Source organism: Allobosea sp. GW821-FHT09G06 (assembly GCF_059416005.1).
This window is the reverse complement of the sequence record NZ_JBWKOI010000001.1, coordinates 895,482-909,405: the sequence shown is the minus strand read 5'-3', so window position 1 is coordinate 909,405 and position 13,924 is coordinate 895,482. Positions and strand designations below refer to the sequence as shown.

The following is a 13,924-nucleotide window of genomic DNA, read 5'->3' as shown; positions in this document are numbered from 1 at the left end:
AGCCAGCAGGTCTTACTTTTCAAAAAAGAAAGTCATGGTCTGGGAACAGTCAACCTCTCCTCCCGTTCGGCTTCAGGGGATCGGAGAGTAACGCGATGCCTACCTATAATGTACGCATGGATGTCGGCGAAGGGCCCGACGGGGGAGAGCCGATGGAATTCTCCGACGCATCGGCCGCCCGCCGTGATGCACAGATCGCAATGACGGAGATGGCCCGTGATCATATCCCTGGAAAGCGCAAGGCCCATTTGGCCGTCGAGATAGACGACGACAAAGGCGCCGCGATCTATCGGGCGAAACTCGAATTCAGCTGTTACGACGGCCAAGAGCCGGAGGCAGCCCCAGAGCAGCAGATTTCGAACGGACCACGTGAGTGAGCAAACCAATCGCGTTGATCGTAGAAGACGAGCCTTTGCTGATGATCCACGCGGTGGATATCGTCGAAAGCGCAGGGTTCGAGGTTCTGGAGGCGGCCAACGCGGACGAGGCGGTCGCCATCCTGGAAGGCCGCGACGATATCCGGGTCGTCATCACCGACGTCCAGATGCCCGGCAGCATGGATGGGGTCAAGCTGGCCAATGCCGTGCGCGATCGATGGCCGCCGATCCTGATCATCGTCGTGTCGGGTCACCACAAGTTGCAACCGGGTGAGTTGCCACGCGATGTAACTTTCCTGACCAAGCCATATTCCGAGCGCCAGATGCACCAGGCGCTGTCGCGCATCGGTTAGTCGAAGGATGTGCTGATATTGCGCCGGAAGAGCTCCTCGTCGTCCGGCGTGCCGCTGATCTTGTCCTGATCAGGGAGCGGCGCTTCGAGAGTGAATACGACGCCTGAAGGCAGGTAGCGTAGCGCGCCCTTGCCCTTAAGTTCAGCAGTCAGCACCTTCTCGATGAGCCGGGTGCCGAAGCCGCGGCGGCTGGGCTTGCCGGCGACCACAGGCCCGCCGACCTCTTGCCAGCGGAACTCGATCACCTTCGCGCCGGCGTGATCAGCGACGTGCCAATCGATGACGACATGTCCATCTGGCACCGACAATGCGCCGTACTTCGCCGCGTTGGTCGACAGTTCGTGCAAGGCCAGCACCATCGCCATGGCGGCGCGCGGCGGGAGGCTGATAGCTGGACCGGCGACGCGAAAGGGCTTGGCGCCAGCGACGTCGAAGGATTCCGTGGCACTCGCGACGACCTCTGCGATGGTTGCGCTCTGCCATTCCTCACGGGTGAGCAGATCGTGAGCCGATGCCAGCGACTGCATGCGGGCTGTGAGGACCTCCGTCGCCTCCTTGAGCGAGCCCGCGTTACGCAGGGTCTGCGTCGCGATGGACTGTATGGTCGCCATCGAGTTCTTGACGCGATGTTTCAACTCGGCGGTGAGCAGCAGCCGTTGCTCCTCGTTGCGGCGACTTTCGGTCACGTCAAGGGTGACCCCGGCCATGCTGAGCGGCTTGCCTTCCGCGGAATAGTAGGGCCGTGCGCGTGCCATAATCCAGCGGGTCTCGCCGGAGGGCGTCTCGATCCTGTACTCGTGCTCGTAGTCGTGATGGTTCTCGATCGCATCCTTGACCGATTGCTGCATCCGCGGCCGCTCGTCCGGCAGGATCGTCGCAATGAGGTCCTGGTAGGTGAAAGGATCGCTAGGCTCGCGCCCGAAATTGCGCTTGCAGATGTCCGAGCAGGTCAGTCGCATATCGGTGAGGTCGAGCGTCCATGAGCCAAGGCGGGCGGCCTGGATCGTGAACTTCAGGCGTTCCTCGGAAAGCCTGAGCTCCCGGGTGCGGCGCTCGACCTCCTTCTCCAGCTTGTCATGCTCGCGCTGAAGCCGCACCAAGCGGTCGCGCTCCAGCGTGACGTCGAACTGCGACGCGAAGAAATAGGTCAGGTGACCGTCGCCGTCGAAGACTGGCGAGATCAGCACGCGATTGTAGAAGCGCGAGCCATCCTTCCGGTGATTGATAATGTCCATCTCAATCTGCGAACGGCGTGCGATGGCGTCCCGCAGCTTGGCGACGTCCTTTGGATCAGTCTCTGGTCCTTGGAGGAACCGACAGTTCCGGCCTAAAACTTCCTCGCGCGTGTAGCCGGTCAAACGCGTGAACGAATCGTTGGCGAATACGATCGGATTGTCGGGCTGGTTAGGGTCGGTGATCAACATCGGCATCCGCGTCGCGCGAACGGCAGATGCAAAGGGGTCCGACGACTTGCCGACCTTCTCGATCTCACTCTCGATCCGGTCGTGCTCAGTCTCGGCGGTCATGTGTCGTTGATCTCCTGACGTGCCTCATAGCTCAAGGCAAATGCGGTCATGTCATTTGCTGCGTGACGCGACGGCATATTGCTGTAGCGAGATGGAAACGCCCTCGGCCTCGCCGAGTTCAATCGCTGATTCGTCAAACAGGCCGTGCATCCTTATGGATGCGACGCTAACTCAGATTACAGAGCAGAATGAACTCCGCCGAACGCGAAGCCCGTTTCATGCGCAGCCTCCTTGCTGCGTCCGACGATTGCATCAAGGTCCTCGATCTCGACGGCAAGCTGACCTTCATGAGCGAGGGCGGCCAGCGTGTGATGGAGGTCAGCGACTTCAACGCGCTCGCGGGTTGCCCGTGGCCGGACTTCTGGGCCGATGCCGGGAACACCGAAGCCAAGCACGCGATCGCAGAGGCTCAGGCCGGTCGCAGCTATCGCTTCCAGGGTGCAGCGAACACCGCGGCCGGCAATCCCCGCTATTGGGATGTGAAGGTCTCTCCGATCATCGGGCCGGATGGCAAGCCTGAGCGGATACTCTCCGTGTCTCGCGACATTACCGAGTTGAAGGCCGCCGAAGATCGCTCGCTGCTGCTCGCGCAGGAACTCAAACACCGGATGAAGAACACGATCGCCATGATCCAGGCGATCGCGGGCCAGACACTGCGCGGTGATGACATCCCTTTAGCTGCCCGCGAGGCCTTCAACGACCGGATCCGCGTCCTCGCCGACGCCCAGGATCTGCTGATGCCGTCAGCCTGGGCGCGCGGTCCGATTCGCGGCGTCGTCGAACGCGCAGTCGCGCCGCATGGGCTGGACAGGTTTGATATCGTCGGGCCGCAACGCGACATCTCCTCGAAATGCGCTGTCGCCTTGGCCCTGGCCCTGCATGAGATGGCGACGAATTCGGTCAAGTACGGCGCGCTCCGCGCAGACGGCCGCGTCCGCGTAGAATGGTCGGTCGACGACGAATTTCGCTTCACCTGGACGGAAGCCGGCGGCCCGAAGGTCCAAGAGCCGACCCGTAAAGGCTTCGGCTCACGCATGATCGAGCGAGTGCTGGCGAGCTATTTCCGTGGCACGGGCGGCGTTGAGTATAGGCCGGAAGGCCTGGTGTTCACACTCGTTGCTCCACTCGACGCGCTCGACGACGAGAGCTGATTACGAGAACGCCCTAGCAACGAGGAAATACGCGCTTATAGCGATACCACGAGGCCGGGGAGGCTTGGAACACGATGGACGACGCGGCGCTTACCCGTCTGCGCGGCTCATCTCCAAACTTAAGTGCTTTAAACCAAAAGCTCCGGACGTTCGTTCTTGGCCGGCCTTTTTCTTTGCGGCGCGGCGCACATTGAATTGCCCGTAAGCAGAAGTTCTAGACGTCGGCTATGGGGCCAATCCCTGACGCTGCGTCGTATCTCGGTGTCGAACAAGAGGTCCGCTGGAGCGAGGATCTGGTTTTCGTGGATCGTTATCGACGAGTCCGAACGAGCAAGCGAGCAAAACTCGCTCGTTCGAGCCGCTGGGCGAACCTCGTGGTTGGTGAAAGTCAAGGATGCTTACACCCGGCGTGTTCGCTCCCTTGGCGCCGAGCCTCAGAACAGGTCGCCTTGGGCGGGCGCTTCCCGCGGCTGGGATTCCCATTCTTCGGCTGGAGCGGCCGTCGCAGGATCGTCATCACCGGCGCCCGATTTGTTCATCCGGCGATCGACGACCCATTCCTGAAGCTCCGGCGGCGGGCGCATCAGAACCTCCTTGCCGGCCGAACCATCCAGCCATGCTTCAAAGTCGTCAGGATGCAGCATCGCCGGCATGCGGGTGTGGATGTGCGACATCCAGTCATTCGCATCCCGCGTGATGATGCTCGCGCTGACGATCTCCTCACCGCTTTCGTCACGCCAGCGTTCCCAGATGCCTGCGAACGCGAGAATGGCCCCGTCCTTGGCGCTGATGAAATGGGGCGTCTTGTTTTTCTCGTCGCCGGTCCATTCGTAAAAGCCGCTTGCCGGGATGATGCAGCGGTTCTTAACGTAGGCTCGCTTGAATAAGCCGTTGGTGTCCACGCCCTCGATCCGCGCGTTGATGTGTGGCACGGCCTGCTTGATCGTGCCCTTATGCCAAGGCGGGATGAGGCCCCAGCGAACCTTCCAGATTTCCCGGCCGACCGGCGCTTTCACGATGATGTCGATCGTCGTCGTCGCGGCGATATTGTACCTGGCCTGCAGATTGCGGGCAGGCGATGCCGGCTCGGTGAGAGGCTGGCTGAAGGCGTAGATCTCGCCCCAGGTGTAAGCTTGGCTGAACCGTCCGCACATGCGCTCCGCTCCTATTGGATCGGTGAGACCTGAGCTTGCGCCTCATTCGCCTTGGCCATCATGGCCTCGAGCTTCGCAAATATCTCCGGCGAGAATACGAGGTTCATCCTCTGACCACTGGCCATCTCGAAACTGATCATCGTCTCGCCTTGCGGATCGGTCGTCAGCGCAATCCGCTTCACGTCAGCCACGTCGAGATCGATTTCGGGCAGCTCCGTCGGCTCGGCCATCAATCTCGGCCCTCGACAGGGCGCCAAAGTTCGTCGGGCCTGGCTCGCGCAATGGCCGTGTCGTCGATGATGTGTTGTTCCTGCAGCTTGGCTTCGATCAGGGCGGTATCAAGGAAATAGGCCAGCGTCCCGAAGCCGCGGGTGGTCGCTTCGTTCTTCATCGCCTCGATCCGCTCGACCAAGTCGTCGGCTCGACGGATCGGAATGCGCGGCACGCCTGATCCAATCCTAATCGCATCAGCCATGGCGATGGCCCTCCCTAATCAGGGTATTCGCCCGCAAGCCGATCATACAAGTCGACTTCCGCGGCATCTGCCGCCAGAGCCATGTCGAGCTCCCCGGCCCGCAAAGCTATGACGCCGCCGAAATGAGCGTGGAAAGCGCGCGCAAACCGCGCCTCTTCGAAAGCCACCCGGATCACCCCGTCGGTCATCGTGCCGAGTACGCGGAAGCCGATCAGCCAATCGGTGCACCATGCTTCAATCCGGCGCAGGCGTTCGGCAGCGGACGCCTTATCAAGCTTGATCTCGACCTGGTGCAGCCAATGAGCGGTCATCGCCACATGCCCCGCATCTTGGCCCTGACATCGACCTTCGGGCCACCAGACGGCACCCGCGAGGTCTCCGCCACCGCGATGGGCCAGGCCGTCCGTTCGAACTGGCCGAGCAGCGCATTCGGGATGAAGCGGGTGCGGTTGGCATAGACGTGACGATCGCCCGTCGCGGACTGGCCGTGCGTGAAGAAGCGCTGCGGCACCACGAGGTGCAGATCATCCTTCGCCCGCGTCATCGCGACATAGAGCAGTCGCCGCTCCTCCTCGATCTCGTCGCGCGCGCCGGCGCCAAGGTCGATAGGGATACAGCCGTCGACCGTGTTCATGACGAAGACCGACTTCCATTCCTGCCCCTTGGCGGAATGGATCGTCGACAGGATCAGATAGTCCTCGTCCAGATGTGGCACGCCGGCCTGATCGCTGGTCGCGTCCGGCGGGTCGAGCGTTAATTCGGTCAGGAAACGCTCACGCGAGGGATAGCCGCCGGCGATCTGTTCGAGCTGCACGAGATCGGCCTGCCTGGTGCTGGCGTCCTCGTGGATGCGCTCCAGATGAGGCTCATACCAGCGACGGGCGCGCTCGATCTCTGCAGGCCAACCAGCAGTGCCGGCGCGCAGCTCACAGACCGCGGCAACAAACGAGGACCAGTCGTCGCCGGCCCGCGGCGGAGCCGGAGTGTTCCCAAGAGCCTCGAGCGGCGTCGATGCCTGCGCCACATGCTCAAGCACACGCTGCGCCGATGTCGGGCCCACACCGGGCAGAAGCTGTAAGACCCGGAAACCGGCCACCTTATCGCGCGGGTTCTCGACGAAGCGGAGCAGAGCCAGCAGATCCTTGATATGGGCGCTGTCCAGGAACTTCAGCCCTCCGAACTTGACGAACGGAATGTTCCGGCGCGTGAGCTCGATTTCGAGCGGGCCGCTGTGGTGGGAAGCGCGAAACAACACTGCCTGCTGCTTCAGCGTCGAGCCGCCTTCACGGTTCTCCAGCACCTTCTCAGCTATGAAGCGAGCCTGATCGGCTTCGTCCCGAACATGGACAAGCTGCGGTGCCGATCCGGTCGCGCGATCGGTCCAGAGATTCTTGGTGAAGCGCTCGGCCGCCAGGTCAATGACAGCGTTCGCAGCTGAAAGGATGGCACTCGTCGAGCGGTAGTTCTGATCGAGCGTGATGACCTCGGCCGGCGGCACGAAGGCGGCCGGGAAATCGAGGATGTTGCGGACGGTCGCCGCCCGGAACGAATAGATCGACTGGGCATCATCCCCCACGACCGTCAGGCCACGGCCGTCGGGCTTGAGCGCGAGCAGGATTGAGGACTGGAGGCGGTTCGTGTCCTGGTACTCGTCGACCATGACATGGTCGAAGCGGCCACCGATGTCCGCAGCAATATCGGGATCAGTCACGGACTGGGCCCAGTAGAGCAGCAGGTCGTCGTAATCTAGGACGTTTTGGCTCTGCTTGGCTTCGACATAGGCCGAGAAAAGCTCTTTCAGCTCAGCCGCCCAGGTGGCGCACCAAGGGTAGGACAGGCGCAGAACGTCTTCGATCGGCAGCTCGGCATTCACGCAGCGCGAATAGATCGCCAGGCAGGTGCCCTTCGTCGGAAACCGCGACTCTGTCTTAGAGAAGCCGAGCTCGTGCCGGACCAGATTCATCTGATCGGCGGAGTCCTCTCGATCATGGATCGTGAAGGAGGGATCGAGACCGAGCTGCTCGGCATAGTCGCGCAGCAGCCGCGCGCCGATGCCATGAAAGGTGCCTGCCCAGGTCAGGGCATCGGCGAGGACGCCGGCACCATCGCCGAGCACCTTCCGGGCGATCCGCTCGACGCGCTTTGCCATCTCGGAAGCCGCGCGCCGCGAGAAGGTCATCAGCAGGATCCGCCGCGGATCCGCGCCGCTGACCATGAGATGGGCGACCCGGTGCGCAAGCGTGTTGGTTTTGCCTGAGCCGGCGCCTGCGATGACGAGCAGGGGCGAGGACGCCACCGCGCCAACGCCATGGATCACCGCACGCCGCTGGGCTGGGTTAAGCGCGTCGAGGTAGCTGATCGGGGCGATGGCGTTCATGCCTTCAATTCCCGTACTGGCCGCGCTCCTTCCGAGAACCGACCGCGAAGGAAGCCCAGAGAGGCTGCCCGATCGGCATCTCGCAAGAGCTCATCACGGTTTTGAAGTAAGGCCCCGATGGCAGCCCGGGCATCGCCGTGGAACTCCGCCAGCACGGAATTGATCTGTTGCTCCATAGGATTCGGAGCAGGCGCCTGTTTCAGCACGACTGGCGGCATGGTTGCGTCCTCAAGAATGAGAACATTATGAGAACGATCGCCTTCAAGGAGTCAAGCTTCGTGGCAAAATGCACACCGTTGCGCTGGCCTAAATGAGTGCCATTAAGCTCCATATCGATCGAGCGGCGTGAGCCGCTGGATCACTGATTCGGCGTCCTCCCACCTATAAATTTCGTCTTCAGCGTAGAGTAGTCATTTTTGAGGAGGCCTCGGCGCCTGCAGATCCGTGGAGCTCTTCGGAGCATCTCTTGGATCGACCCGGCCGGATAGCAGCTCACGCTGCGTTTGAGCATGGTTCAGGTTGAAGCCAATGAATATCGCCACGATGATAAAGGCGACCACGGCAACGACGCCGATAGCTGCCTTTTTTGCTTTGGGTGGAGGCGGTCTGTCTATCGGCATTTGCCTGACCTACCCGTTAACGACCGTGCCGCCGTTCGGGTGAAGCACCTGTCCGGACATGTAGCTGGAATCGTCGCAAGCCAGGAACAGGAAGCTGGGCGCGACCTCATTCGGCTGTCCCGGCCGTTTCATCGGCGTACTTTCGCCAAAATGTTTCAGCTTCTCGGGACTTGCTCCGCCCATCGGGTTGAGAGGCGTCCAGATCGGCCCGGGAGCCACTGCATTCACGCGTATTCCCTTCCCAACCAGGTTCTCTGAAAGGGCTCGCGTGAACGCGGTGATCGCGCCTTTCGTCGAACTGTAATCGAGCAGCTCGCTGGACCCCTGATAGCTCGTCACCGACGTACAGTTGACGATAACGGCGCCACTTTGGAGGTGCGGTCGCGCGGCTTGCGTCATGAAAAACATGCCGAAGATGTTAGTCTGGAACGTCCGGCGAAGCTGCTCCTCGGTGATGTCAGTGATATCCTTGTCCGGATGCTGTTCGCCGGCGTTATTGACAAGGATATCAATCTTGCCGAACTGCTCGATTGTCCGGGACACAGCGGCGCTGCAGAACGCCTTCTCGCCAATATCGCCAGCGATCGCGATGGCTCGCCGACCCTCCTGCTCAACAATGCGCACCGTCTCTTTGGCATCGTCATGTTCGCTCAGGTAGACGATGGCGACGTCCGCCCCTTCACGAGCGTAAAGCGCGGCAACCGCTCGGCCGATGCCGCTGTCCGCTCCCGTGATGAGCGCGACCTTTCCATTGAGGCGACCGCTTCCCGGATAACGCGGCTCCCAGACGGGCTTCGGTGTCAGGGCGGATTCATGCCCCGGAAGACCGTCTTCGTGGATCATGGCATCTTTGACGGACATTCGACATTCCTTGGGTCGGGCCGCGGCGCTGCCGCCAGCCAATCGCCCCCCAGCGCTTTGTCGTCGAACCGTCTCGGCCAAGACTAGTTCCCTCGGACGCTTTGCGGCCGAGAATGGGCGTCAGGACACGACCTTGGCGAGGTCGGCTTGAGGATCTTCACCCGCTTCGACAGGCATTGCGGCATCCATGATCCGCGTTGCCAGCGCGACGTCGGGCTCTTCTACACGCACGGAGACCACAGACCGACCCAGCGCGTATTCGCTGGCGTGACGTTCGGCGTCATTCGCCGGTACACCGGCATCGACCAGCGCGCCCAGAACGCCTCCTGCCAATGCGCCGGTCAGCTGCAAATAGCTTTCCAGGCGCACGCGCCTACCGACGAGCATGACCCAAAACAGTCCGGATCTTATCTTGGCGTTGAACAAGCTATCCAGAGATCGGCTTCGTCGCGGAGTTCCGCGCCTCATGTGCTGGATCAAAACGGATCCTCGGTAATAGCCGCATCAACTCCATTGTCACCGACGCCCTGCCAACGGAAAGGCCCCGGCATCACCGGGGCCATCAATCATACGCGGGCGGTTCGCTCAGATGACCGCTGGCGGCACGCGCCCGGCCGCCGTGGCGTCGCGGACATACGGATCGGCGTTCTCATCGAAGCGCGACCAGCCGCCGGCACGGTAGTCGGCCTCACGGGTCGAGCGGTCGATCGGCGTAGCCCCGTCGAGGATTGCCTGCACGGTGGCCTCGTGCTCCGGCTCGGTCCGGACGGAGACCACCGAGCCGCCGCGGCGAACCGTCTCGGCGTAGTAGTTGGCCTCGTCCTCGTCGTGGCCTTCCTTCACGAAGGATCCGACCAGCCCGCCGGCGGCAGCACCGGCGACGGCGCCCGCCGCCGTGGATGCGAGCCAGCCGGCTGCGACGACGGGACCAACGCCCGGGATCGCAAGAAGTCCGAGACCAGTCAGCAGGCCAGCGGCGCCGCCGACGCCAGCGCCGATGCCGGCGCCTTCTGCGGCATTGTTCTCACCGGTGTCGCCATCTCGGCCCACGAGGCTGATGGCGCTGCTCGAAACGCCGGCTGCCTCCAGCTGCTCGACGACCGAGCGGGCGGTGGCGTGGTTATCGTAGGATCGGGTCAGGGTTCGGGTCATGTCGTTCTCCAAAGTTCGGGGTGCGAGCGGCACGGATCAGTTGCGGGTGATGTTGCCGCGATAGTCGACGGTCACATTGACCTGCGCACCGGAATGAGTGGCCGTTCCCTTCCACACGCCGTTGTCGTCCTTCTTGAGGGCGCCGACGTTGGAATAGCCATTCGACTCCAGGCGGCTCTTGGCTTGGCCCTCGGTGAAGCTGTTGGCACCGGGCAGCGGGGCGTTCTTGTCGGCATCGGCCTTGGGCGCCGGCATGGGTGATGTCGTCGACGTCTGGGCCATGGCGGCGAAGGACGTCGCGGAGGCGATCAACGTTGCGATAAGCAGCTTCTTCATGATGGTCTCCATCAGGATGCCGGCGGCGTTTGCCGCGATGCACAACCAAACGGCAAGTTGCCCACCAAAGTTCCAACGCCCAGCCCTCAAAGGGGAAGGAACACGAGGGCTTGGCGCCCGTTTGGCCTCAACCACCCACCCATCGCCGGAGAATGACCATGGCCACGACCCCGAAGCCGCTCGACGACCTGTTCCACGACATGCTCAAGGACGTCTATTACGCCGAGAAGCAGATCCTGAAGACCCTGCCCAAGATGGCGAAAGCGGCGCAGTCCGCAGAGCTCAAGAAGGCCTTCGAAACCCATCGCGAGGAAACCGAGGGCCATGTCGAGCGCCTCGCGGAGGTCTTCGAACTGATCGGCAAGGCCCCGCGCGGCAAGACCTGCGACGCAATTCTCGGGATCATCGAGGAAGGCAAGGCGGTCATCGAGGATTACGGCGACAGCCCCGCGATCGACGCCGGCCTGGTAGCGTCCGCGCAGGCTGTCGAGCACTACGAGATGGCCCGCTACGGCACGCTTAAAGCGTGGGCGCAGCAGCTTGGCCACAAGGATGCAGTGAAGCTCCTGGACGCAACCCTCGCCGAGGAAACGAAGACTGACAAGACGCTGACGCAGCTCGGCGGTCCGGCCAACAGCGCCGCCGTGGCGAAGGCCGCTTGATGCTGCGAAGCCTCGGCGATGCCCTCGCCGAGGCTTCAAAAGAAAAAGGGCGGGCGCTTTTCGGCGACCGCCCATTTGTGAAGTCGTAGCCGCTCAGGCTTTGTCGACGACGTTCTTCACAGCTTCCTTGCCCTTGCCGAGCGCCTGCTGGGCCTCGCCCTTGCGCTCCTGCGCCACGCCTTCGGCATGCAGCCCGGGCTTGTCCATCGCCTTGCCCGCGGCTTGTTTGACGTTACCGGCGGCCTCGTTGGCCATGCCCTTGATCTTGTCGGTCGTGCTACCCATGGGGGCATCTCCTATAACGTTGCCGCCTGCGCGGCGTCGTGGGATTCAACTCCACCTTGATTGGGATGTTCCGGATCACGCCGCGGCGGTGACGACCTCCTCGGTTACGATCTCGAAGCGCTGGAGCACGTGAGGCCCGAAGGTGTGGATCATGGGGATGTCGGCAGCGTCCCGCCCTCGCGCCACCAGTATGCGACCGATCCGCGGCATGTTGTGGCGCGCGTCGAAAACGTACCACTTGCCGCCGAGATACGCCTCGAACCAGGCGTTGTAGTCCATCGGCGCGGGGTCGGGGGGAACGCCGATATCGCCGAGGAATCCGTTGCAGTAGCGGGCGGGAATATTCATGGCCCGGCATAGCGCGATGGCGAGGTGTGTGAAGTCACGGCAGACGCCGACGCGCTCATTCATCGCCTGCGCGGCGGTGCGAGTGTTCCTGGCGAACTGGTAGTCGAACCTAATCTGCGCGTTGACGTAATTGCAGATCTGCTGGACGCGGTTCCAGCCAGGAGCGAAGTTGCCGAACAGGCTCCATGCCGTGGCCGACAACTCGTCGACCTCGCAGTACCGACTGGACAGCATGTATTCGATGACCTCGGACGGGAGGTCGTCCGGTGGGACCTCTGGCGCGTCCTTGTCCCACTGGTCGGGGACGCCGGCATCACGAACGATCATGTCGTTTGTGAAGAGTGCGCCGCCCGTGGGCACCATGAGCCGCCGGCACCTGTTCCCGAACCCGTCGGTGTATTCGCGGACCGGCACGTCCGTGCCGTCGACAAGCGACGTGACTCGGGGCGTCGGGGCGCCGACCAGATCGCCCCCGCGGCTGGGGTGTGGGTCGAGCAGCGTCATGCACGACAGAGGCTGCGTCGTGGTGATCTCAATGCGGTAGCCGACGCGGATTTCCATGCTGCGATCCCGATGGTGACGGTGAGATCGCAACACCTCGGGGATGCCCGCTGTTCCTCACGCCCTTGGCGAGATTTCAGGCATCTGAGCGGGTCCAGTTTCTTGCCTTGCCGCAACTGTCTGACGTTTCGCCCGATCCCCAGGGCGAGACGCTGATCGGTCTTGAAATGGCGGAGGCACGCGATGCCCCGATCTTGCCGCCGAAAGAGTTCACGAGGCACGAAGCCGTCCTAGGCCTCCTGCTTCTCGCGGAACCAAACAAAGCGTCCGCAATTCTTCGCTCATACCACGCGGAGGAAGCGCAATGTCCAAGCCCAAGGACGACACAGTCGGCCAACCCCGGCGAGCGATGGACAGCAGGCCTCGGCCCGGCTCGGGCACACCTGCGGCTGGGCAGCCCAAACCGGCTGAACAGACTCCTCCCGCGGCGGAGGACGGCGATCGGAAGCCATCCGCCTCGTGGAGCCCGATCGACCCGGGCCGGCCGGTCGTGAAGAAGTAGCGCCGATGGCGGTGGTAAGGAGCGGCGGCTGTAATTGCGGCGCGGTGCGCTACCGGGCGGCCGGTAAGCCGACCAGGACTGGCCTCTGTCACTGCCAGACTTGCCGGCGCGAGACGGGGTCGGCTTTTATGACCTTCGCGGTATGGCCAAGCGACGCGGTTCGAGTGACGGGCCAGACCAGTCAGTGGACTAGTTCGACCGATCACCGGACGTTTTGCCCAAGTTGCGGGTCGACGCTCTTCGCGTCCAGCGATGGCAGCAACGAGATCGAGATCCGCATCGGTTCCCTCGACGAAGCTCCGAGCACGCTTACCCCCCAGTACGAGTTGTGGGTGCCGCGACGGGAGCACTGGCTGTCGGCCCTGCAGGGCACGGACCAATTCGAGGGCAACCGCGACAGCGCGAAAGTCTAGAAGACCGGAGAGACGCTTTCGTCTCCGAGTTGGTGTAAGGCGAACGCGAGGGCGGCAGCGACCGCCAACTGATTGAGCGCGGACGGATTCAGTCGTCCGAACTCGCAGTGGATTGTCTGTGTCCCTGCCGCGGTCGCGCAACCTACAATCACGCGACCGATTGGGTTGCCATCCTTGTCTGGCGCGTCGCCGGTAATCCCGGTAACCGACAGAGAGACCGTGCCGGGACTCCGAGCGAGCGCACCCTCGGCCATTGAGACCGCCACGCGGCGGTGAACCGCGGTGCAGCCCCTAAGCAAATCCCTCGGTACACCCAGCATCTGCGACTTGGCTTCCTTGGTGTAAGTCAGGAAACCGCCCTCGAATGCAGTCGCAGCGCCGAAACAGCATGCGAGCGTCTGGCCGAGCAAGCCGGCGGTGCACGATTCCGCCACCACAACGCGCTCCTTTCTCGCAAGGCAGAGGGAGATGAGGCGCTCCGCCAGTAGCCCGGCGCTTTCAAGCCTGTCTACGCGTAGTTCGCTGACGCCCGCCTCGTCAGAGGTATGGTTTGGCCTGGGGGGATACGGGGGGTCTGGCGATGGCATTGCGGCTACGGCGAGTTCGCTGGCTTCTGACAGTAGGCTGACAAGCGATCGAGCGTGCACCGCGATCGGGTGTTTTGAGCCGCCAGTCCGGCCGCGACTCTATCTTCGAAGCTCCTGAGGCGGGCGGACACATTCCGCAGCTCGCTTGCCGCGGGAGACCCTTCGGCGGCTCCGAACAGCTCCT

The 13,924-nt window shown here is 62.8% G+C and carries 18 protein-coding genes; 5 read left to right on the top strand and 13 right to left on the bottom strand.

Annotated elements, in window-relative coordinates; genetic code table 11:
• Positions 1–95 precede the first annotated feature (95 nt).
• Both AC07NY_RS04345 and AC07NY_RS04340 read left to right on the top strand, forming a co-directional pair.
• Positions 96–377 (top strand): DUF6894 family protein, encoded by a 282-nt coding sequence (locus AC07NY_RS04345; protein WP_494582077.1) that lies wholly within the window; start codon positions 96–98, stop codon positions 375–377.
• Positions 374–730 carry a response regulator gene (locus AC07NY_RS04340; protein ID WP_494582075.1) on the top strand — a complete coding sequence of 119 codons (357 nt, stop codon included), beginning with the start codon at positions 374–376 and terminating at the stop codon, positions 728–730. The genes AC07NY_RS04345 and AC07NY_RS04340 overlap by 4 nt, the downstream gene beginning before the upstream one ends.
• On the opposite strand, the gene AC07NY_RS04335 is transcribed toward AC07NY_RS04340, so the two are convergent.
• The gene (locus AC07NY_RS04335) at positions 727–2,256 is read right to left on the bottom strand and encodes a PAS domain-containing protein (RefSeq protein ID WP_494582073.1); all 1,530 of its coding nucleotides are present in this window, start codon (positions 2,254–2,256) and stop codon (positions 727–729) included. The genes AC07NY_RS04340 and AC07NY_RS04335 overlap by 4 nt on opposite strands.
• Before the next feature lie 188 nt (positions 2,257–2,444).
• Between AC07NY_RS04335 and AC07NY_RS04330 the strand changes: the two genes are divergently transcribed.
• Positions 2,445–3,407, top strand: a complete 963-nt coding sequence (locus AC07NY_RS04330; RefSeq protein WP_494582071.1) for a sensor histidine kinase — start codon at positions 2,445–2,447, stop codon at positions 3,405–3,407.
• Positions 3,408–3,841: 434 nt separating this feature from the next.
• Here the strand turns inward: AC07NY_RS04330 and AC07NY_RS04325 are convergent, their stop codons facing one another.
• The 9 genes from AC07NY_RS04325 to AC07NY_RS04285 form a co-directional block, all read right to left on the bottom strand.
• On the bottom strand, positions 3,842–4,561 hold the full coding sequence (locus AC07NY_RS04325; protein WP_494582070.1) for an SOS response-associated peptidase: 720 nt from the start codon (positions 4,559–4,561) through the stop codon (positions 3,842–3,844).
• 11 nt (positions 4,562–4,572) lie between these two features.
• On the bottom strand, positions 4,573–4,791 hold the full coding sequence (locus AC07NY_RS04320) for a hypothetical protein (RefSeq protein ID WP_494582068.1): 219 nt from the start codon (positions 4,789–4,791) through the stop codon (positions 4,573–4,575).
• Positions 4,791–5,036: a hypothetical protein gene (locus tag AC07NY_RS04315; protein ID WP_494582066.1), complete on the bottom strand. Its 246-nt coding sequence runs from the start codon at positions 5,034–5,036 to the stop codon at positions 4,791–4,793. The genes AC07NY_RS04320 and AC07NY_RS04315 overlap by 1 nt, the downstream gene beginning before the upstream one ends.
• Positions 5,037–5,050: 14 nt before the next feature.
• Positions 5,051–5,347 (bottom strand): hypothetical protein, encoded by a 297-nt coding sequence (locus AC07NY_RS04310; RefSeq protein WP_494582064.1) that lies wholly within the window; start codon positions 5,345–5,347, stop codon positions 5,051–5,053.
• Entirely contained in the window at positions 5,344–7,413 is a 2,070-nt protein-coding gene (locus AC07NY_RS04305; protein ID WP_494582062.1) for an ATP-dependent helicase, read from the bottom strand. The genes AC07NY_RS04310 and AC07NY_RS04305 overlap by 4 nt, the downstream gene beginning before the upstream one ends.
• Before the next feature lie 629 nt (positions 7,414–8,042).
• On the bottom strand, positions 8,043–8,894 hold the full coding sequence (locus AC07NY_RS04300) for a glucose 1-dehydrogenase (protein WP_494582060.1): 852 nt from the start codon (positions 8,892–8,894) through the stop codon (positions 8,043–8,045).
• Between the two features lie 120 nt (positions 8,895–9,014).
• Positions 9,015–9,320 (bottom strand): hypothetical protein, encoded by a 306-nt coding sequence (locus tag AC07NY_RS04295; protein WP_494582058.1) that lies wholly within the window; start codon positions 9,318–9,320, stop codon positions 9,015–9,017.
• A 159-nt stretch (positions 9,321–9,479) separates the two neighbouring features.
• Complete coding sequence (locus tag AC07NY_RS04290) at positions 9,480–10,046, bottom strand: hypothetical protein (RefSeq protein ID WP_494582056.1); 567 nt, start codon at positions 10,044–10,046, stop codon at positions 9,480–9,482.
• Between the two features lie 36 nt (positions 10,047–10,082).
• Positions 10,083–10,382, bottom strand: a complete 300-nt coding sequence (locus AC07NY_RS04285; protein ID WP_494582054.1) for a PepSY domain-containing protein — start codon at positions 10,380–10,382, stop codon at positions 10,083–10,085.
• Between the two features lie 158 nt (positions 10,383–10,540).
• On the opposite strand from AC07NY_RS04285, the gene AC07NY_RS04280 reads away from it, so the two are divergent.
• Positions 10,541–11,044: a YciE/YciF ferroxidase family protein gene (locus AC07NY_RS04280; RefSeq protein WP_492798006.1), complete on the top strand. Its 504-nt coding sequence runs from the start codon at positions 10,541–10,543 to the stop codon at positions 11,042–11,044.
• A 93-nt stretch (positions 11,045–11,137) separates the two neighbouring features.
• Here AC07NY_RS04280 and AC07NY_RS04275 read toward each other — a convergent pair whose 3' ends face one another.
• The gene (locus AC07NY_RS04275; protein WP_310094194.1) at positions 11,138–11,329 is read right to left on the bottom strand and encodes a CsbD family protein; all 192 of its coding nucleotides are present in this window, start codon (positions 11,327–11,329) and stop codon (positions 11,138–11,140) included.
• Between the two features lie 75 nt (positions 11,330–11,404).
• Complete coding sequence (locus AC07NY_RS04270; RefSeq protein ID WP_494582052.1) at positions 11,405–12,238, bottom strand: transglutaminase-like domain-containing protein; 834 nt, start codon at positions 12,236–12,238, stop codon at positions 11,405–11,407.
• Positions 12,239–12,745: 507 nt separating this feature from the next.
• Between AC07NY_RS04270 and AC07NY_RS04265 the strand changes: the two genes are divergently transcribed.
• Positions 12,746–13,153 carry a GFA family protein gene (locus tag AC07NY_RS04265; RefSeq protein WP_494583676.1) on the top strand — a complete coding sequence of 136 codons (408 nt, stop codon included), beginning with the start codon at positions 12,746–12,748 and terminating at the stop codon, positions 13,151–13,153.
• Here AC07NY_RS04265 and AC07NY_RS04260 read toward each other — a convergent pair.
• Complete coding sequence (locus tag AC07NY_RS04260) at positions 13,150–13,740, bottom strand: CinA family protein (RefSeq protein ID WP_494582050.1); 591 nt, start codon at positions 13,738–13,740, stop codon at positions 13,150–13,152. The genes AC07NY_RS04265 and AC07NY_RS04260 overlap by 4 nt on opposite strands.
• Between the last annotated feature and the right edge of the window lie 184 nt (positions 13,741–13,924).